Origin of the sequence: Flavobacterium sp. SLB02, from assembly GCF_009664855.1 — a bacterium.
Lineage (GTDB): Bacteria > Bacteroidota > Bacteroidia > Flavobacteriales > Flavobacteriaceae > Flavobacterium.
Genome location: NZ_CP045928.1, coordinates 1,446,594 through 1,467,110 on the forward strand (window position 1 = coordinate 1,446,594; position 20,517 = coordinate 1,467,110).

General features: G+C 36.5%; 16 protein-coding genes. 13 read left to right on the plus strand and 3 right to left on the minus strand.

The genetic code is table 11. The features are described from left to right. The 8 genes from GIY83_RS05825 to GIY83_RS05860 all read left to right on the plus strand — a co-directional run bounded on the left by GIY83_RS05825 (position 1) and on the right by GIY83_RS05860 (position 13,408). On the plus strand, positions 1 to 1,638 hold the full coding sequence (locus tag GIY83_RS05825) for a glycoside hydrolase (protein ID WP_208685621.1): 1,638 nt from the start codon (positions 1 to 3) through the stop codon (positions 1,636 to 1,638). A 121-nt stretch (positions 1,639 to 1,759) separates the two neighbouring features. Further along, positions 1,760 to 3,346 carry a glycoside hydrolase gene (locus GIY83_RS05830; RefSeq protein ID WP_208685624.1) on the plus strand — a complete coding sequence of 529 codons (1,587 nt, stop codon included), beginning with the start codon at positions 1,760 to 1,762 and terminating at the stop codon, positions 3,344 to 3,346. A 141-nt stretch (positions 3,347 to 3,487) separates the two neighbouring features. Next, complete coding sequence (locus tag GIY83_RS05835) at positions 3,488 to 5,908, plus strand: sugar-binding domain-containing protein (protein WP_208685627.1); 2,421 nt, start codon at positions 3,488 to 3,490, stop codon at positions 5,906 to 5,908. A 220-nt stretch (positions 5,909 to 6,128) separates the two neighbouring features. Beyond that, on the plus strand, positions 6,129 to 7,499 hold the full coding sequence (locus GIY83_RS05840) for a glycoside hydrolase family 27 protein (protein ID WP_208685629.1): 1,371 nt from the start codon (positions 6,129 to 6,131) through the stop codon (positions 7,497 to 7,499). Next, positions 7,499 to 10,045, plus strand: coding sequence for an alpha-L-arabinofuranosidase C-terminal domain-containing protein (locus GIY83_RS05845; protein ID WP_208685631.1), 2,547 nt, complete (start codon positions 7,499 to 7,501; stop codon positions 10,043 to 10,045). Before GIY83_RS05840 ends, GIY83_RS05845 begins: the two co-directional genes overlap by 1 nt. A 58-nt stretch (positions 10,046 to 10,103) precedes the next feature. Further along, complete coding sequence (locus GIY83_RS05850; protein WP_208685633.1) at positions 10,104 to 12,038, plus strand: family 43 glycosylhydrolase; 1,935 nt, start codon at positions 10,104 to 10,106, stop codon at positions 12,036 to 12,038. Between the two features lie 348 nt (positions 12,039 to 12,386). Further along, a complete protein-coding gene (locus GIY83_RS05855) occupies positions 12,387 to 12,800 on the plus strand; it encodes a hypothetical protein (protein WP_208685635.1) in 414 nt (137 codons plus the stop codon). Positions 12,801 to 13,021: 221 nt separating this feature from the next. Next, positions 13,022 to 13,408, plus strand: a complete 387-nt coding sequence (locus GIY83_RS05860) for a helix-turn-helix transcriptional regulator (RefSeq protein WP_194616237.1) — start codon at positions 13,022 to 13,024, stop codon at positions 13,406 to 13,408. A gap of 55 nt (positions 13,409 to 13,463) precedes the next feature. On the opposite strand, the gene GIY83_RS05865 is transcribed toward GIY83_RS05860, so the two are convergent. Together GIY83_RS05865 and GIY83_RS05870 are read right to left on the minus strand one after the other, a co-directional pair. After that, positions 13,464 to 13,796 (minus strand): YegP family protein, encoded by a 333-nt coding sequence (locus GIY83_RS05865; RefSeq protein WP_194616236.1) that lies wholly within the window; start codon positions 13,794 to 13,796, stop codon positions 13,464 to 13,466. A gap of 130 nt (positions 13,797 to 13,926) precedes the next feature. Beyond that, the gene (locus GIY83_RS05870; protein ID WP_208685637.1) at positions 13,927 to 14,682 is read right to left on the minus strand and encodes a DUF1349 domain-containing protein; all 756 of its coding nucleotides are present in this window, start codon (positions 14,680 to 14,682) and stop codon (positions 13,927 to 13,929) included. A gap of 103 nt (positions 14,683 to 14,785) precedes the next feature. On the opposite strand from GIY83_RS05870, the gene GIY83_RS05875 reads away from it, so the two are divergent. The 3 genes from GIY83_RS05875 (at position 14,786) to GIY83_RS05885 (ending at position 17,378) form a co-directional block, all read left to right on the plus strand. Continuing rightward, on the plus strand, positions 14,786 to 15,559 hold the full coding sequence (locus tag GIY83_RS05875; protein ID WP_208685639.1) for a response regulator transcription factor: 774 nt from the start codon (positions 14,786 to 14,788) through the stop codon (positions 15,557 to 15,559). Positions 15,560 to 15,660: 101 nt separating this feature from the next. Further along, entirely contained in the window at positions 15,661 to 16,791 is a 1,131-nt protein-coding gene (locus GIY83_RS05880) for an XdhC family protein (protein ID WP_208685641.1), read from the plus strand. Further along, positions 16,788 to 17,378, plus strand: a complete 591-nt coding sequence (locus GIY83_RS05885) for an NTP transferase domain-containing protein (RefSeq protein WP_208685643.1) — start codon at positions 16,788 to 16,790, stop codon at positions 17,376 to 17,378. The genes GIY83_RS05880 and GIY83_RS05885 overlap by 4 nt, the downstream gene beginning before the upstream one ends. 208 nt (positions 17,379 to 17,586) lie before the next feature. Here GIY83_RS05885 and GIY83_RS05890 read toward each other — a convergent pair whose 3' ends face one another. Then, a complete protein-coding gene (locus tag GIY83_RS05890) occupies positions 17,587 to 18,723 on the minus strand; it encodes a cysteine desulfurase family protein (RefSeq protein WP_208685644.1) in 1,137 nt (378 codons plus the stop codon). A gap of 174 nt (positions 18,724 to 18,897) precedes the next feature. On the opposite strand from GIY83_RS05890, the gene GIY83_RS05895 reads away from it, so the two are divergent. Together GIY83_RS05895 and GIY83_RS05900 are read left to right on the plus strand one after the other, a co-directional pair. After that, positions 18,898 to 19,539 (plus strand): (2Fe-2S)-binding protein, encoded by a 642-nt coding sequence (locus GIY83_RS05895; RefSeq protein WP_208685647.1) that lies wholly within the window; start codon positions 18,898 to 18,900, stop codon positions 19,537 to 19,539. Beyond that, on the plus strand, positions 19,536 to 20,516 hold the full coding sequence (locus GIY83_RS05900) for a xanthine dehydrogenase family protein subunit M (protein ID WP_194616229.1): 981 nt from the start codon (positions 19,536 to 19,538) through the stop codon (positions 20,514 to 20,516). Before GIY83_RS05895 ends, GIY83_RS05900 begins: the two co-directional genes overlap by 4 nt. Position 20,517 lies beyond the last annotated feature (1 nt).

Here is a 20,517-nt window from a genome sequence, read left to right on the forward strand (position 1 = left end):
ATGAGATTTATAAACAACAATAAAGTAAGTCTGCTGTGTGCAGGCTTACTTTTCGCAAACTCGTTTTTAGTAAGCTGCGATTCAGAAAACAACACAAACTCAGATGCTGACAATTCTACAGCAGAGTTGAGTATCAATCTGGATGCAAATCTTCAAACAATGGAAAGTTTTGGCGCTTCTGATGCTTGGCAATGTAATTTTATAGGAAGAAATTGGCCTTCGGATAAAAAAAATAAAATAGCCGATTTACTTTTCAGTAAAGAATTAGATGCAGAGGGAAATCCAAAAGGAATTGGATTATCATTATGGCGTTTCAACCTTGGTTCAGGAAGTGCTGAGCAAGGTGATGCAAGTGATATTACAGATGAATGGAGACGTACAGAATGTTTTACCAATGATGGAGTTACGTATAACATGAACAAACAAGCCGGTCAGGTTTGGTTTATGAAAGCAGCAAAAGAGCGTGGCTTAGAGAAATTACTGGCTTTTACCAATAGTGCTCCGGTGTATTTAACACAAAACGGAAAAGCGCACGCATCCATCAAAGAATTTTATAATTTAAAAGATGGAAAATGGTCAGAATTAGCTGATTTCTGGACTAACTCTTTGGATAAACTAAAATCAGAACACGGTTTAACAATAGATTATATTTCTCCCTTTAATGAGCCACAATACGAGTGGGACGGTTCAGGACAAGAAGGTTCACCGGCAACGAATACCAATATCTACAGTTTTGTAAATGTCCTTTCTCCAAAATTACAATCAAAAGGATTGACTTCTCAAATTGTGGTAGGAGAAACAGCAGCTTACGAGCACTTATACAAAACGGTTTCTGGTAAAGAAAACAGATCAAACCAGATCGATTATTTCTTCGGAGTAAATTCGGCTAAAAATATTGCAGGATTACCCAACGTAAAAAAGACCATTTCAGGACACAGTTACTGGCAAGCATGGCCTTTGACAGAGTTGGTGTATTCAAGACAATTGGCAGCAACAAGAACGCAGTCAGTTCCTGGATTAAGCCTTTGGTCATCAGAATATTGTGTTTTAGAAAGCCCTGGAACTGCTGAATTACCAGGCGGAGCAGGTCCGGGAAGAGATTTAGGAATCCAGACTGCACTTTGGACAGCTCGTATTATCAGTACAGATATTGCCGTTGGTGGTGTTTCATCATGGCAATGGTGGACCGCTATTAGCCGCGGAGATTACAAAGACGGTTTAATTCACGTAGATGATGGTTCAAGCAACGGAGCCGGAAATGCAGATTATTGCAAAAACGACGGTTTTGTCAGAGATGCAAAAACACTTTGGGCATTAGGAAACTTTTCATTCTTCGTAAAGCCGGGAATGGTCAGAGTGCAGATTCCAAGTGTTGATAATGCCACTTCGGTCAATGGTGTAATGGTAACTGCATACAAAGATGCGACAACAAAAAAAATAGTAGTTGTAGCAGTAAACGTTGGCAAATCGGCGAAAGCCTATAAACTGAACCTTTCAGGCGGTGCATTAACAGATAATAAATTGACACCTTATACAACTTCTGAAACTTTGAGTCTGAAAAAAGGAACCGCTGTTGAAGCTTCTGGTTTTGAAATTCCGGCGAAGTCAATTGTGACTTATGTAGGGACATATAAATAAGATTAAAAAATTAACCGCAAAGCGCTCAAAGAAAGACCGCAAAGGTTCGCAAAGCTGATATAAACTTTGCGAACCTTGCGAAAACTTAGCGTCTTTGCGGTTGAAAAAACAAAAAGAATAAATGAGAAAAGTATACATCTCGCTTTTATTGGTCATGAGTTCGCTGTCGTATGCACAGCGAACCGTAACCATTAGCACTGATAATGTAGTACAAACCATGGACGGTTTTGGAGGCTCTGATGCCTGGAGATGCCAGTTTGTGGGTAAAAATTGGCCGGAACAAAAAAAGAATGCCATTGCCGATTTACTTTTTAGCAAAGAAATCGATGCACAGGGAAATCCAAAAGGAATCGGACTTTCGATCTGGAGATTTAATCTGGGTGCGGGAAGTACAGAGCAAGGCGAAAAAAGTAAAGTTTCGGACGAGTGGAGAAGAAGTGAATCTTTTTTGCAGGCAGATGGCACTTACGATTTCAATAAACAAGAAGGACAAAGATGGTTCCTGCAGGCGGCGAAAAAGCGTGGCGTGGAAAAATTCCTGATTTTTACCAATAGTGCGCCGGTTTACATGACCAAAAACGGATTATCTTTTGCATCTGAAAAGAATAAGCTGAATCTAAAAGATGGTGCAATTCCAAAATTTGCCGATTTTCTAGTTCAAAGTATTCAGGGATTGGAAAAGAAAGAAGCAATCAAATTTGATTATGTAAGCCCGATCAACGAGCCGCAATGGGAATGGATGCCAAAACATGGCGACACCAACAGTCAGGAAGGAACCCCGGCAACCAATCAGGAAATTTACGATTTGACCAAATCACTTTCGGAAAAACTGAAAGCCAATAAAATGAATACAGAAATAGTCATTGCCGAAGCCGCCCAAATCGATTATTTATACGAAAATGTAAATTCGGAAAACCGCGACAAGCAAATTGATTATTTCTTTGGAAAAACAAAAACAAACGTTTCAAAATTCCCAAATCTAAAAAACGTCATTTTAGGACATAGTTATTTTACCACCTGGCCAATTGAAAGACAGGTTTTAAGCAGAAAATTAATTGCCGCCAAGATCAAAGAAAATCCGGGATTAAAATACTGGCAATCGGAATATTGTATTTTAGAGAATCCTGGAGAAGCTGAAATTCCTGGCGGTTCAGGCGGAGGAAGAGATTTAGGAATGCAGACGGCTTTATTTGTAGGACGTTTGATTCACAATGACATTGCTGTTGCCAATGCCGCTTCATGGCAATGGTGGACATCGCTAACACGTGTTGATTACAAAGACGGTTTGATTTATCTTGATGACGGAAAAAGCAACGGAGGAACAGCGCCGGATTACGTAAAAAATGACGGAGAATTTCACGATTCAAAATTACTTTGGGCTTTAGGAAATTACTCTTTGTTTGTACGTCCGGGAATGCTTAGAATCGATGTTCCCAACCAAAACGATCTCGAAGCAGCAAACGATGTAATGCTAACCGCTTACAAAGATCTCGAAAACAAAAAGCTAATTGTAGTGGCTGTAAACGTTGGAAAATCAGCCCAGAAATACAAATTCAATTTATCGAAAGGAACTGTGAAAAACAATGATTTTACACCTTACATAACCTCAGAAAATTCGAATTTGAAAAGAGCAGCAACTCAAAAAATCGGCAATCTCGAAATTCCCGCAAAATCGATAGTGACCTTTGTGGGGGAGCTACAATATTAAAAAGTTTCAAGTTTCAGGTTTCAGGTTTTGAGTCGGAGTGACAGTCTTAGTTCAAGCCTGAAACTTGAAACAAAAAATAATAATTAAAAATAACAAAAGCTTAGAACCTCAAATTCTCAGCAACTTAGCACCTTAAAAAAAATGTTTACAAAAAAGATCTTACTTCCCGTATTTCTCTTTTCGTGTTTGTCTGCATTCAGTCAGATCTCGTTTGGAGATTCAAAGAAAATCAATGACAACTGGAAATTCAATCTTCAGGATACCCCGGATGCTCAAAAACAAGCTTACAACGATAGCAAATGGCAATCTGTAAACGTTCCTCATGACTGGAGCGTAAAAGGGCAATTGAGCCCAACATTGGCTAGTTGTACCGGTTTCTTGCCAGGCGGAATTGGCTGGTATCGTAAATCAGTTACGATTCCTCAAAGTAAAACGGGCCAAAAAGTCTATTTGTATTTTGAAGGTGTTTACAACAGAAGCGAAGTTTTTATCAACGGACATTCATTAGGAAAACGTCCAAACGGTTATATTTCTTTTGCTTATGATGCCACTGCGTATGTAAAATATGGTGGAGAAAATACGATTTCGGTTCGTGTAGATCACAGTCAAAGTGCCGATTCAAGATGGTACACAGGTTCAGGAATTTATCGTGACGTGTGGTTGGTATATTCTAATGAGGTCCATATTGCACAATGGGGCGTTTATGCATATCCAGAAGTAAAAAAAGGAACAGGAACACTAAATGTTGAGGTTGAAGTAGAAAATGGTTCAGCAGCAAAATCAAGTCTTACAGTAGTAAATGAACTGATCTCAAAAGACGGAAAATCGGTTGGAAAATCTTCATCCAAAGTAGAGATTGCAGCCAATAAAAGCGGAAAAATCTCCACTAAAATAAATGTAAAAAATCCGCAATTATGGGATTTAGAGAATCCGAATCTATATCAACTTAAAACCACTGTTTTTAAAGACGGAAAACAAATTGATGAAACGGTGACCAAAACCGGTTTCAGAGATTTCAAATTCGATCCTAATAATGGTTTTGCATTAAACGGAAAATGGATGAAAATGAAAGGTGTTTGTCTGCACCACGACGCGGGAGTTTTAGGATCTGCAGTACCAAGAGAAGTTTGGGAAACAAGATTGAAAACATTAAAAGAAATTGGTGTAAATGCAATCCGTACCAGTCATAATCCGCAAGCGCCTGTTTTTTATGAACTTTGCGACGAGTTAGGAATATTGGTTTTAAACGAAGCTTACGACGAATGGGAATTTCCAAAACGCAAATGGCTGGAAGGATGGAATTACGGAACTCCGGGATTCGAAGGTACCTTTGATATTTTTGCAGACTATGCAGAGAAAGATCTGGAAGATTTTGTACGTCGTGACAGAAACCACCTTTCGGTTTTTGCGTGGAGTATTGGTAATGAGGTAGATTATCCAAATGATCCTTATTCTCACCCGGTTCTCGATAAAGGAAAAGACGGATTCGGACAAGCCAATTACGGTGGTTACAAAAAAGATGCGCCGGATGCTATGCGCCTTGGAGCAATTGCAAAACGTTTGGTAGCTGCGGTTAAAAAATACGACAAATCACGTCCAACAACTGCTGGTTTAGCCGGAGTTGCAATGTCTAACGAAACAGAATATCCAGGTGCTTTAGACATTACAGGATATAATTATACGGAAAGCAAATACCAATCGGATCACGAGAAATACCCAAACAGAGTTATTTTTGGAAGTGAAAATGTTCACGATATGGAACCTTGGTTAGCGGTAAAAAACAACAAACACATCTTTGGACAATTCTTATGGACAGGAATTGATTATTTAGGAGAATCAGGAAGATGGCCATCAAGAGGTTTTTACTCAGGATTGGTTGATTTTGCAGGAGTAATCAAACCTAGAGGATATTTCCGTCAGTCACTTTGGTCAGATAAACCAATGACATATATCGGAACTTATCCGTTAAAAGATGTAAAAGATGTTTCTAAAGATGCATGGGCTATTTGGAATTACACTCAAGGTGAAAAAATTCGCGTAGTGGTGTATACCAATGCAGCCAAAGCACGTTTAGAACTGAACGGAAAAGTAGTGGGTGAAGCAAAAGCTTACGACGAAAAAACCGGAATTATCTATTGGGATATTCCATTTGCTTCAGGAAAATTAGAAGCAATTGGTTTAAGCAAAGACGACAAAGAGGTAAGCAGATATGCTATTTCGACTACGCAACAACCTGTAGAGTTAACAATTGCAGACAAAAACATCACAATTTCTAAAGATAAAGGAGTTGCTAAAATCATGGTTCAGGTGAAGGATCAAAACGGTTTGCCGGTTATGCTTTCGGATAATGAAGTTACCTGCACCATTAGCGGACCTGGAGTTTTATTAGGACTAGAGGCAGGAAACAACAGCGACATGACTGATTATACAGATAATGTACAAAGAGTATATCACGGTCATATTGCCGCGTACATTCAGGCAACTGGAGAAGCTCAGCCTATAAAAGTAACCTTTACAAGTCAGTGGTTAAAACCCGTTGAAGTTACCATTAATGTGAAATAATAAAATCGGCAAGACTTAACAGGTTTTTAAAACCTGTTAAGTCTAACAAAATGTCTAAGAAATAAATAAATCAACACAAGTAAAATTTATTACAATTCACTTTAATTTGTGATAAAAAAGGAACCTGTCTGTTTATACAGGCAGGTTCTTGTGTTTAAGGACTAAATTTTATTATATTTGAAGTGTATGTTTTACATTTATTAATTTTTACAAGCTTAAAATGAAAATAAAAAATACAATTGCTTTGGCAATAGGCGTTGTTTTAGCATCTGTTTCATCGAATGCTCAGAGCACAACATTCAAAAAAGAGGAATTCAAACAATGGGCACAAACACCGCCAATGGGTTGGAACAGTTGGGACTCTTACGGTTCGACAGTAGAAGAACACGAAGTAAAAGCCAACACCGATTATATGGTAAAAAACCTGAAAAAATTTGGCTGGGAATATGTCGTAGTTGATATCAGATGGTTTGTAGAAAATGACAAAGCAGGAGGATACAATCAAACAGATCCACGTTATGTAATGGATCAATACGGAAGATATTTGCCGGCTTTAAATCGTTTTCCATCTGCAAAAGACGGACAAGGATTTAAACCTTTGGCAGATTACATTCATAAAAAAGGATTGAAATTCGGGATTCACATTATGCGCGGAATTCCTAAAAAAGCCGTTGAAGACAAATTGCCTATCAAAGGTACAAACGGAATTACCGCTGATCAGATTTACTCAACAGCATTACAATGCGAATGGTTAAGAGACAATTATACCGTTGTTGCAGACAAGCCGGGAGCACAGGAGTACTATGATTCATTATTTGAATTGTACGCACAATGGGGCGTTGATTTCATCAAAATTGATGATTTATCAAGACCGTATCACCAAGGAGAAATCAACCTGATTAGAAACGCGATCGACAAATGCGGACGTAAAATTGTATTGAGCACTTCGCCGGGAGAAACTCCTATCGAAGCCGCACCACACGTAACCACTCACGCCAATATGTGGAGAATGGTAGACGACGTTTGGGACACCTGGCCACACATTACACATCTGATGAATGTAGCTCAAAAATGGTATCCTTACATTGCGCCGGGAACATGGCCAGATTGCGATATGATTCCCCTTGGACGTATTTCACTCAGAGGAGAACGTGGCGAAGACAGAATGTCGCGACTCACAAAAGACGAGCAATATAGTTTGATTACTTTCTTTAATATTTTTAAATCGCCGTTGTTTTTTGGAGGAGATTTACCAAGTAACGACGCTTTCACTTTATCATTATTAACCAATAAAGAAGTGGTAAAAATGCACAATGAAAGTACCGATGTAAAACAGCTTTTCCAGAAAGACGCAAAAATAGCGGTGACTTCAAAAAATCCAAAAGATGCAAGTGTTTATCTGGCGTTGTTCAATATCTCGGATACGGCGACAGAAACGATTTCGGTAAATTTATCAGATCTTGGAATTTCAGGTTCGGTTCAGGCTGTTAATTTATGGACAGGGGAGAAATCGACAGTTTTAGCTACGGCAGTTTCAGCAGAATTAAAACCTCATAGCTCAGTACTTTTTCAATTAAAAGCTAAAAAATAATGAAGAAGTTTTTACTGGGTCATCGAATTCTGATTGTACTTTTTGCAGTTTTTATTTCATTTGCATTTGGTTTAAAATCAAAAGAAGACAAACCAGGTAAGGTGTACCTTTTCGCGTACTCCACATTAAAAAATAATGGAAAAAACGGACTTCATTTTGCCTGGAGTACAGATCAGAAAAACTGGTTTGGCGTAGGTCCTGAACATTCTTTTTTAAAATCAGATTATGGGAGTTGGGGACCAGAGGGTAAATCAATGTCTGAAGCTTTTTTAATTGAAGATAATAACGGAATTTTTCATTGTTTTTGGGGAGTGCGGGATGATGTTTTTGCATCTGCTTCAAGTAAAGATTTGATTAATTGGACAAGACAAAGTTACACTCAGGCAATGAAAAATGTAACAAAAAATGAATCAGGAAAATCAATTATTCAAAACATAAAAGTCAGCAAAAAACAAGGAGAATATACCATTCATTGGAAGACAGATAACGCAAATTACACTAGTGTTACCAAAGATTTTAAAACATATTCTAAAGCAATAATTGATGAGAATAACGCTCCTGGATTTAGTGAAATTACACTTCAGGGCGAAACTCAAAAAGGAACTATTACTGAAGTTGATTGGACTTTAGTGGATTCGCTGATAAAAAACATGGAATCATCAAAGTTTAGGGACAAACAAGATAATACTTCACCCAAAAGTGATAGTGTAATGTTTGTTGGTCTGAAACCTGTAAGGGCTCAAATTAGCATTGATGCAAAAGATTCTAAAAAAATAAGCAATATGCTTACGGGAATGTTTTTTGAAGATATTAATTACGCTGCAGATGGTGGTTTATATGCTGAATTGATCCAGAATCGTGATTTTGAATATTCGCTGCACGATAAAAAAGGCAGCGATAAGAACTGGAATGAAACAATGGCTTGGAGTGGAAATTTTAAGCTGGAAAAGGAAAATCCAATTCACCCTAATAATTCGCATTATGCTGTACTTACAAAGAGTAAAATCAGCAATTCAGGTTTTGACGGAATTCCGCTTAAAGCCAATGAAAAATATAATTTCAGTGTTTTTGCAAAAGGAGCAAAATTTACGGTAAAACTAATTGGGGCTAGCGGAGAAACTTTGGCGGAAGCCGCACTAAAACCCAATACTTCGTGGAAAAAAATTAGCGCAGTGCTAAAAGTATCCAAAACAGTAAGCGATGCTCATTTAGAAATTAGTTCTGATGGAGAAGTTGCCCTTGATATGGTGTCTCTTTTTCCTGAAAAAACCTTCAAAAACCGTAAAAACGGACTTCGTGCTGATTTGGCTCAAACCATTGCCGATATGCATCCAAAGTTTGTTCGTTTTCCTGGGGGATGTGTGGCTCATGGCGATGGAATAGGAAATATTTACCGTTGGAAAAATACTATTGGACCTTTAGAGAGCCGAACTCCCATGCGTAATATTTGGGGATATCATCAATCACTTGGATTAGGATATTTTGAATATTTTCAGTTTTGTGAAGATCTGGGCGCGCTTCCTGTTCCGGTTTTAGCAGCAGGAGTTCCGTGTCAAAATTCATCTGACGGTGGTGCCGGACAACAATTTGGTATTGCGATGCAGGACATGGATCAATACGTACAGGATGTTCTGGATTTAATTGAATATGCCAATGGGCCCGTAACAAGTCTTTGGGGTAAAAAACGTGCTGAAGCAGGGCATCCTAAAGCTTTTAATTTAAAATATGTTGGTATTGGTAATGAAGATTTAATTAGTGATGTTTTTGAAGAACGTTATAGAATGATTGTAAAAGCCGTGCAGAAAAAATATCCGGAAATTATCATTATTGGTACTGTTGGACCCTTTTTTGAAGGCACAGATTATAACGAAGGATGGGCAATTGCCAATGATTTGAAACTGCCAATTGTAGACGAACATTATTATCAAAGTCCGGGTTGGTTTATCAATAACCAGAATTTTTATGACAGCTACGACCGTTCTAAATCAAAAGTGTATTTGGGAGAATATGCATCTCGTGGCAATAAATTTTACAATGCTTTGGCCGAGGCTCTATATCTTACTGCTATTGAACGAAATGGCGATGTAGTTACAATGGCTTCTTATGCGCCTTTATTAGCTCGTGAGAAACACACACAATGGAATCCTGATTTGATTTATTTTACAGGAAACGAAGTAAAACCCACAGTAAATTATTTTGTACAGAAATTGTACGGAGAGAATCCGGGTGATATTTATTTGCAGCATAAAATAAAATTATCAGATGCTAGTAATGAAGTTCATAAGCGAATTGGCGTGTCAGTGGTTCGGGATAATGCTTCGGGAGATTTGATTGTAAAGTTGGTCAATATGCTTCCGGTTGCTGTGATTCCGTCAATAGATGTATCGAATTTAGCGACAACTGAAAATGCAGGTTATACTACATTTTCAGGAAATTCTGAGAGCACAACCGCCAGACCAATATCTCAAACTATAACAGTAAAGGAAGCCTTTTCAAAAGAATTGCCTGCTTATTCATTTACTGTGATTCGTATTAAAACTAAATAATTTTTCGACTATTTAAAGTTATTTTTTAAAAGTTGAAAAAACATAAACAGAATAGATAATGAAAAAAACACATTTTAGCCTTGTATTATTTTTAGTGATTTTTAATTTCTTACAAGCCCAGAATACCCCAAAAGGAACACCTCCTGTAATTGCTGATAAAGATTTAACAGCTTACTTGTTTGTGTATTTTACAGGGAATTCTGTAGAAGAAGAAGCAGTACGATACGCCATAAGTGCCGATGGTTATCATTATTATCATTTAAATAATAACAAACCGGTGATCGACAGTAAAGTGATTAGTTCAACTGGCGGGGTTCGTGATCCGCATATTTTGCGTGGCGATGATGGTAAAACATTTTATATGGTCTTGACCGATATGACTTCGTCTAAAGGCTGGGACAGTAACCGGGCCATGATTTTGCTTAAAAGTACAGATCTTGTAAAATGGGAAAGCAATGTTGTAAATATTCAAACTACTTTTCCTGGAAATGAAAACCTGAAACGTGTTTGGGCGCCACAAACCATTTACGATGCTAAAGCAGGAAAATATATGATTTACTTCAGTCTGCAATATGCAGGAGGTCCCGATAAAATTTATTACGCTTATGCCAATAAAGATTTCACGGCTCTGGAAAGCGCTCCAAAATTGTTATTTGTACCAAAATCACAGAGAGCTTGTATCGACGGAGATATTATCGAGAAAGACGGTGTATACCATCTTTTCTATAAAACCGAAGGCGGAAAGGCCGGAATAAAAGTGGCCACAACAACAGATCTGACTTCAGGGAAATGGATTGAAAACGACAATTATCTGCAACAAACTAATGATGGGGTTGAGGGGTCAAGCGTTTTCAAACTCAACAATTCTGATGATTATATCCTGATGTATGATGTATATACCAAAGGAAAATATCAGTTTACCAAAACCAAAGACCTGGAGAACTTTACAGTAATTGACAATGATATTTCGATGGATTTTAATCCACGTCACGGAACTATTTTACCTATTACCCGCTCTGAATTAAAAAAACTTATTGCCAAATGGGGAATGCCGGAAAAATTTCCAAAAATAAATAATAACCCGGTTCTTGAAGGGTATTATGCTGATCCTGAGATTTTGTATTCCAATAAAACTAAGAAATATTATATCTACCCAACCAGCGACGGATTCGATGGCTGGTCAGGAAATTATTTTAAAACCTTTTCATCAGATAATTTAACCGATTGGAGAGACGAAGGAATTATTGTAGATCTTAGAAAAGATGTAAGCTGGGCCAACAGAAACGCCTGGGCACCTTGTATTGTCGAGAAAAAGATCAAAGGAAAATACCAATATTTCTATTATTTTACAGCGGCTCAAAAAGTGGGCGTAGCTTTCTCAGAGAATCCTACAGGACCTTTTAAAGACAGCGGAAAAGCTCTGATAAGCACAAGACCCGAAGGTATCAAAGGCGGTCAGGAAATCGATCCGGATGTTTTTACAGATCCTAAAACAGGTAAAAGTTATCTCTACTGGGGTAATGGATATATGGCCGTTGCTGAATTGAATGCCGATATGATTTCGCTTAAAGAAGGAACTACAAAAGTCATCAAAGTAGACAATACATATAGAGAAGGAACGTATGTTATTTACAGAAACGGACAATATTATTTCTTGTGGAGCGAAGACGATACCAGAAGCCCAAATTATAAAGTAAGATATGGAGTTTCTAAATCGCCTTTAGGGCCAATAGAAATTCCTAAGAACAATATTGTCATACAAGGAAATCCTGGTCAGGGAATCTATGCAACGGGACATAATTCGGTTTTGCAAGTTCCAAACAAAGACCAGTGGTATATTGTGTATCATCGATTTTCATATCCAACAGGAATAAAAATGGGAGATGCTGGCGGATTTCATCGTGAGGTTTGCATCGATAAACTGGAGTTTAATCAGGATGGGACTATTAAAGAAGTAATTCCAACTCATTTGGGCATAAAAGCAATTAAATAATTTTATATATTAATTTTGGTCAGTAAGGGCTATTTCTTTCGATAGAAATAGTCCTTATTTTTTTTGTATGATTCTAAAAAACAGGTGTAGTAGAAAAATGTTTTCATAAACTAAATAGTAAAGGGCGGGGAGCTAATTGGAAGTAAAAATTTACATTTTGGATTTAATTACAACTTTTAGTTATATTCTATAAGAGGGTTTGTAGGAAAAAAAAACGAGATAATGCGTAATATTGCGAAGATGAATATTGTTTTAAAATAATTAAATGAAATCGTTGTTTTAACCGTTTCTATTAATTCTTTACTACAATAAATGCATAATTTTTTTTAAATAATCCCCCCAATTATTATGTTCTTTACACTTACTCATGACCTAGTTCAATTTCAGTATGGATCAAATCAGTGGCAATACAGCTATAATGAGATTGTAGAACTTGGTTTACTCAAAAAAAAGAAGACTTATCTTCTTGAAAATTGCGCTTTTATTGCAGTAACAGCCTTAGCGTATTATTGCATGGTTTTCTCTAATTTATCTGAGTTGTATTACATAGGGCCTACCTTACTGGTATATACAATTCTTATTATTTTGAGATTTCACAATGACATTGAATTTGAATATTATGTCATTGTCAAAGATATCTATAAAAAAGAAACCAAAGTAAAAATCAATGGTATGGATCGTTCTGTAATAGGAAAACAGATCGATCATTTCTTAACTCTGAATTTTAATCGATTATTACAGAAAACAAAAAACAACCTATAAAATTAAGCCATGTTATTATCAGGAATTTCCCCTTACGATTTAGTTTTGATGGCTGCGGCTATTTTATATGGTTTTATTATTACCACTAAAAAAAAATGAAAACACACTATTACACTAACCTACTATTGTGGTAGTATGAAATTAAACCTAATAGTATAGCTGTACTACTAAAAGTTTAATACCGGTCAGTTTTAGCTATACAAAATACCCCAAATAAAATTATGACCACTTCGATAAAAAATAAAATCAAAAGCATTAGAGAATTAAAAAATTATACCCAGGAATATATGGCGGATCAACTAGGAGTTACACAGGCAGGTTATAGTAAAATTGAAAAAGGAAAAACGATTCTTTCCTATGTAAAATTGGTCGAAATTGCCCGTATTCTCGAAGTTAGTGTAGAGGATGTTATTAGTTTTGACAGTCAGAGATATTTTAATAATGTCAATAAAGTTAGAGGAAACAATAACGGAAGTATTCAAATTAATTCAGATAATAGTGCTGCTCTTAAGGTGCTTTATGAAGATAAAATAAAGCTTTTAGAAAAATTACTACTTAAAACAGAAGAAGAATTATGTCGTTATAAAGACAGATTTGGACAAATCTAAAAACAAAAAACGGGGCAGTATAACCCCGTTTTTTCTATAATTATAAAATCTATTATTATACTGTTTGATCATCTGTAGTTGCCTCGGACGCATTTGTTTTGACAGATGCAATTCCGTTATCTCTCGCGCTTGTACTTTCATACATTTCGCTCGATCCAATGATTTGACCGTTGCTGGCTTTTAAATTGAAGTACGGTTTTCCGCTTTTAGATTCCAGCTTATCAAATTTAGAATCATCCTTGGAATTGGTTTTCACAGATTCAATTCCGTTTAAGCAAGCTGCCTTTGTCGTATAACCTTCGCTGGTTAAAATAGTCTGGCCATTACCTGCCTTTAAATTAAATTGGAATTCACCATTGGTTCTTTTAGTAATTACAAATTTTCCCATGTAGTTTTATTTAAGTTAAATATTATTTATTTTGCTACAGATAAAAATACAAAACTTGATCATATAAATCATACAAATACAAAAAATAATTGATTTTTAAGGTGTTAATAAACAGTAGGTTTTGGTTCAATTAATTCCCCATTCTAAAATCTGACACACTTTTTTGATCCAGGCTAATTTCTTCAAAAATACTTCGTGTTCCTTTATCGACAGGACATTGTGTACTGATTCCCATCCAGATTGTTTTAGGATAATTGTTTTTGTACAAACGAACCATTTGCCAGTTTTTCTTATCCAAAGAATAATAACTAGCCACCGTGCGGGTATCAGATGATATTTTCATATAAATCGTTGGATTCTGGACAACATCATGATTATTATCGTCCGAAGTGCCAATGGTACGTACCGTTACCACACGATGATTGCCACGTTCGTCTTGCTCGAAACAAAATTTTTGGTAGAAATTATCATTGACATAAATATATAAAACACCTGCATTGTACAATCCTTTCTCTGTAAACTCAGGGGTTACTTTAGCAATTAAAGTAAAAGGTTTTGTATTATCGACTCTCGATAGCAAAATAGGAGCACTATTGTTGGATAATTCGCCATTTGGATCAGAAAAATAATCTTTCTTTTCACCTGCGCGGAAAATTACTTTACCATTTGTATCGGCTCTTGCCAAAGTATCAGCCCCATTAATGGATTTTGTAAAATGAATATTAGCAAGTTTAATATCGCAAGAACTGCCGTTTACAAAGGCAGAATCTGTTTTTTGGCTGTTTTTTGAAGTTACTTCTGATATTTCTTTTTGGTTATTGTTTCCGCAGGCCGATAATAAAGTTAAACCGGATAAAACGCAGAAAACATAAAATTTTGATTTCATAAAGTGCTTTTTTTAAATAGAAAAATTATATTTTAGTTTATCAAAAATACCATTGCTTTCCAGAAGCCACAATACGTAAAATTAACCATTTTTAATCCTGTTTATGTCAAATGTATCCGTCGAGAGTCAATTATCAGCCACTTTATTAGAACAAACATTTTCGATAGAAGAATGCAATGATATAGAAACCTTCAAAAAATTAGTAGCAGGATATGTAAGCCTGGATCAATGCGTGGCCGTTTTATCTGATTTTCAAGCTGATTGCAGTTATATTTATGCCGGTAATTTCGGCAAAGTATTTGGTTTACCGGCAGAAAACTCCGTGATCGATTCTGCCTTCGAAGAATGTATTTTTACTAAAATTCATCCTGACGATTTAATCGAGCGTCATATTTTGGAACTCAATTATTTTCAATATCTAAAAACACTGCCTTATCAGGACAGTCATAAATACAGTACATCGAGCCGTATTCGTACTCAAAATATACTGGAGAATTGTGCCTATATCAATCACAGAACCATTTATCTAAAAAGCTTTAGTAATGGGAGTGTGTGGCTGGCACTGTGTCTTTACGCGCCATCGGCAGATACCCAACCCCGTTTAGGAATCGACCCTAAAATAATAAACATTGAAACCGGTGAGGTTATTGCGATCGAAAAATACAAACATTACCAGCAAACCCTGCTCTCCAAAAGAGAACTCGAAATCCTGACACTTGTAGCAAAAGGAAGCAACAGCACACAAATTGCAACACAACTCAATATTTCGGTTTATACCGTACGGCGCCACAGGCAAAATATTATCGAAAAAATGAAAGTAGCCAATACTACCGAAGCGGTAAAAACAGCTATGGTTATGGGAATCATATCGATTTAAATATCATGGTTAAAAATATTTTTTTTGAATTAATACTTTAAGAGATTTAGATCTTCGGCAAAAAAATAATTAGCTATTTTTGTTAAGCACGATTTATTAATATGAAGGAAATAAGCGAGATTCTAAAAGCACATTCCCAGGCAAAAGCTACCGGAAAAAAGACAGCACTTGCCACTGTGGTAAAGGTCGAGGGTTCATCTTACCGTCAGCCCGGAGCACGAATGCTCGTTACTGAGGATGGCTTGCTTACAGGCGCCATTAGCGGAGGCTGTTTAGAAGGCGATGCATTGCGAAAAGCGCTTCTTTCAATCCATCAGCAACAAAACAAATTAATTACTTATAATACAAGTAATGAAGATGATAGCGAAGTAGGTTTGCAATTAGGTTGCAACGGAATTGTGCATATCCTTTTTGAATATATTGATGATGAGGTCGGGAATAATCCAATTAAGCTTTTGCAGCAATTAGAACTGGAAAGAAAAGATGCTGTCATAGCAACCGTTTTTTCATTAAAAAGACAAGCGACTCAGCAAGGAACCATATTGTTTTACAGGGAAAATGAAGCCCCAATCTACAGAAGTGATAGTATGTCTGATATTCTGGAAGATGTAAAACAGGCATTGAATACCAAAACAACATTGATAAAAAAACTTCACGATGAGCAGCAGAATGAGCTTTTGGCAGATTATATAAATCCTCCCGTTTCTCTTATTATTGTTGGAGCAGGAAATGACGTTCAGCCATTGGTAAAAATGACTTCGTTATTAGGTTGGGAAATTACCATTGGCGAAGGCCGAGCCACACATGCTACAAAAAAGAGATTTCCCCAAGCCAAAGAGATTTTAGTTGTAAAACCCGAACAATTATTAGAGAATATAATTATCGATCAACAGACTTATTTTGTCCTGATCACGCACAATTATAGATATGATTTGGCAGTTTTAAAACTTCTGGTAAAAACCAATTGTAATTATATTGGAATTTTGGGTCCAAAAACAAAACTCAATCGTATGCTCGATGATTTAAATAACGAAGGCATAGAATTGACTGACGAAAAACTAAACACCATTTACGGCCCAATAGGACTTGATTTGGGAGCAGAAACATCAGAAGAAATAGCCTTATCGATCCTGGCAGAAATTAAAGCAGTGATGAGCGGTAAGCAAGGTATTTCATTAAAATATAAAACAGAAAAAATACATACTCCAACCAATAGAACTTGTGTGATATGAATGAGCTAACAGGAATTGTTGTTTTAGCAGCCGGAAGCTCCTCAAGATTGGGACAACCCAAACAATTGCTTTGGTATAAAAATACTTCTCTTTTAAAAAATACAATTTCCCAAGCTTCTCAGATACCAAATACTACAATTATAGTCGTGACAGGATCGAATCACGAATTGATCCAAAAAGAAATTATAGGTACCAAAATAAAAACAATTTTTAACTCTGATTGGGAATTGGGTATGTCGTGTTCTATTGTAAAAGGTTTAAAAGAATTGCTAGGCCTAAATCCTGATATCAAAAAAGTAATTTTAGCAGTTTGTGATCAGCCCTATCTTACAAGTATAGTGTTTGAGAATCTGATAAGCGAACATCAAAAAACACAAAAAGGAATTGTAGCCTGTACATACTCAGAAACTTTAGGAACCCCAGTACTTTTCGCTAAAAAATATTTCAACGAATTACTACAACTAAAAGGCCAGGAAGGCGCAAAAAAAATAATCAATAGATTCTTAGAAGATACCATTGCAGTTCCTTTTGAAAAAGGAAATATAGATATCGATACCATAGAGGATTATAATGAGCTTATTTCTTAAGGAGGTTTAAAGGTTCAAAGAGGCAAAGGAACAAAGATTCAGAGTAAAAAAAAACAATAAAGGATCGAGATAGGGTACACAAGGATAGTTTAATCTTAGTCTGATAAAGTAACAATTTGAGTTTTCAGCAAAATTTCCAAAATATAATTCCGTTTCAGAATCTTAGCGCTTTAGCGACTAAAAAAATCATCTTAACAGTGAAGAAAAACTAAGATCTCAGCTGTCCTACCAAATCACAAATCCTCTTAATCACTACCAAAATTTCTTCTTCAGTGGTAAATTTTCCTAAACTAAAACGAATCGAATTCAAAGCATTTTCATCAGATAAACCCAAAGCCTTTAACACATGCGAAGGTTCAGAAGTAACAGCAGAGCAGGACGAACCATTAGAAACCGAAATATTTTGCAAAGCCAGAATCAGACTTTCAGAATTCACTCCCGGAAAGCAAATATTCGACGTATTATATATTCTGTTGGTGGTGTTTCCGTTTACAAACGATCCTTCAATTTGTAGTAAAGATTTTTCTAGCTGATCCCTAAGATTTTTTATTCTTTCCTGATCTGTTTTCATTTCCTCTTGGGCAATTTCACAAACTTTTCCCAAACCAATAATTCCAGGAATATTTAGCGTTCCGCTGCGTAATTTTCGTTGTTGCCCTCCGCCGTGTATTTGGGGAGCTAATTTTATTTTCGCTTGCGCGGAAAGATATAAAGCGCCTACACCCTTTGGTCCGTAAAATTTATGTGCCGAAAGAGACAAAAGATCAATCCCTGATTTTTGTACATCAACAGCCATTTTTCCAACAGCCTGGGTGGCATCGCACATAAAAAGAGAATTTTTAGAGTGAACGATTTCTGCTATTGCATCAATATCCTGAATTACACCAATTTCATTATTGACCATCATTACAATAACCACTAAAGTTTGATTAGTAATAGAGTCATTTAAAAGCTGAAGATCTAAAATACCATCAAAAGTCGCGGGTAAATATGTGAGCTCAAAACCAATACTTTCCATAAATTGACAAGTATCCAAAACAGCTTTATGTTCTGTACTAACCGTAACAATATGTTTCTTGTTTTGATTTACGAGCCCTTTTATAGCCAGGTTGATTGATTCTGTTGCGCCCGACGTAAAAATGATTTCTTCCGGAGTTGCCCCAATTAGGTTTGCAACTTGCCATGCAGCCTCTTGGACAGCTTCATTTATGTTCAATCCTGCTAAATGAGCACTGCTCGCATTCGCATAGGAATGAGTAAAATAAGGAAGCATGGCATTAAGTACACGTTTATCAAGTGGAGTTGTAGCGTTATTATCGAGGTAAATGGTTTGCTGTAGGGACATTTTTAAATTCTTAATAAAGTAAAAATACAATTTAGTAATTTAAATCTAATTTTTTTAATGATTCTAAATTGTATTTAAAATGTTGTTTATGTGAATTTTGTGATTTTTTGTCACATAGGATTCTTAAATTTGTTAGGAGTAACATTAGATTTTACTAATTTAAAAACAGTATTCATGGCTGCCAAAAAAACAATTACTAACAAAGCAGTAGAAGAAGAATCCAGTTCTTCCCGACGTGATTTTATAAAAAAATCAGGCTTATTTACTGCGCTTGCTTTGACTCCGCCTTCATTGGTGATGGCTTCTGATAATAAATGGGATGAAAAAATCGCAGAATATTTAGAGACCGTTCCCTTATCACTTGAAGTAAATGGCGTAAAGCACAATATAAATGTTGAGCCCAGAACCACGCTGCTTGATTTATTACGAGAACAATTGTTACTTACCGGAACCAAGAAAGGCTGCGATCATGGACAGTGCGGGGCTTGTACCGTTCATGTAAATGGCACCAGAATACTTTCTTGCCTTTCATTGGCATCCATGCAGCAAAATGCTCAGGTAACCACTATCGAAGGACTTTCAAAAGGAAAAAAACTACATCCCATGCAGGAAGCTTTCATTAAAAAGGATGGTTTTCAATGTGGCTATTGCACTCCCGGACAAATTATGTCAGGTATAGCCTGTATCAAAGAAGGTCATGCCAACAGCAGAGAAGAAATAAGGGAATATATGAGCGGAAATATTTGCAGATGCGGAGCTTATCATAATATTGTCGATGCCATTACAGAAGTTAAGGAAGGAGGGAAGCCATTATGAAAAACTTTCAGATCATAAGAGCATTATCATCAAAATCAGCAGTAACTACTCTTGCCAAAGAAAACTCAGCCATGTTTATTGCCGGAGGAACCAATCTTGTCGATTTGATGAAGAAAAATATTGTTGCTCCTGACAAGCTTATTGATATTAATGCAATCGATTTAAAACAAATACAATTCCTGACAGGAAAAGTTTCAATTGGCGCAATGGCCAAAAACAGTCAGGTTGCCGAAGATAAAGTAATACAGGAAAAATACCCTTTACTGGCTTTGGCATTAGCTGCCGGTGCATCGCAACAAATCAGGCATATGGCCAGTGTAGGAGGAAATATGTTACAGCGTACGCGTTGTTCGTATTTTTATAATACCGATATGCCCTGCAATAAACGTACTCCTAAAAGTGGGTGCGGCGCCATTGGCGGATCCAATAGAATGCATGCGATTTTTGGTGCTTCGGATAGTTGCATTGCAGTGCATCCCAGTGATATGTGTGTGGCCCTTGCAGCCTTAGATGCTACTGTTTTTGTTGAAGGTCCTAAAGGGAAAAGAGAAATTAAGTTCACTGATTTTCATAGACTTCCAGGCAATATGCCCGAAAAAGACAATACACTTGAAAATAAAGAAATCATAACTTCAATCGAAATTCCGGATAATAATTTTTCAAAGAACAGTCATTATCTAAAAGTTCGCGACAGAACCAGTTATGCTTTTGCATTAATATCTGTTGCCGTAGGTTTAGATATTCAAAATAATACAATTAAGGATGCAAGGCTTGCAATGGGAGGAGTGGCACATAAGCCATGGCGACTTACAGAAGCAGAAGAATTTTTGAAAGGAAAAACAGTTTCTCAAACCACATTCAGGCAAGCAGCTGATTTGGCTATGCATGGCGCAAGAAGTTACGGTGATAATGATTTTAAACTAACACTTGGACCAAACGCCATTACTGAAGCATTAACAATAGCGGCATCTAAATAAT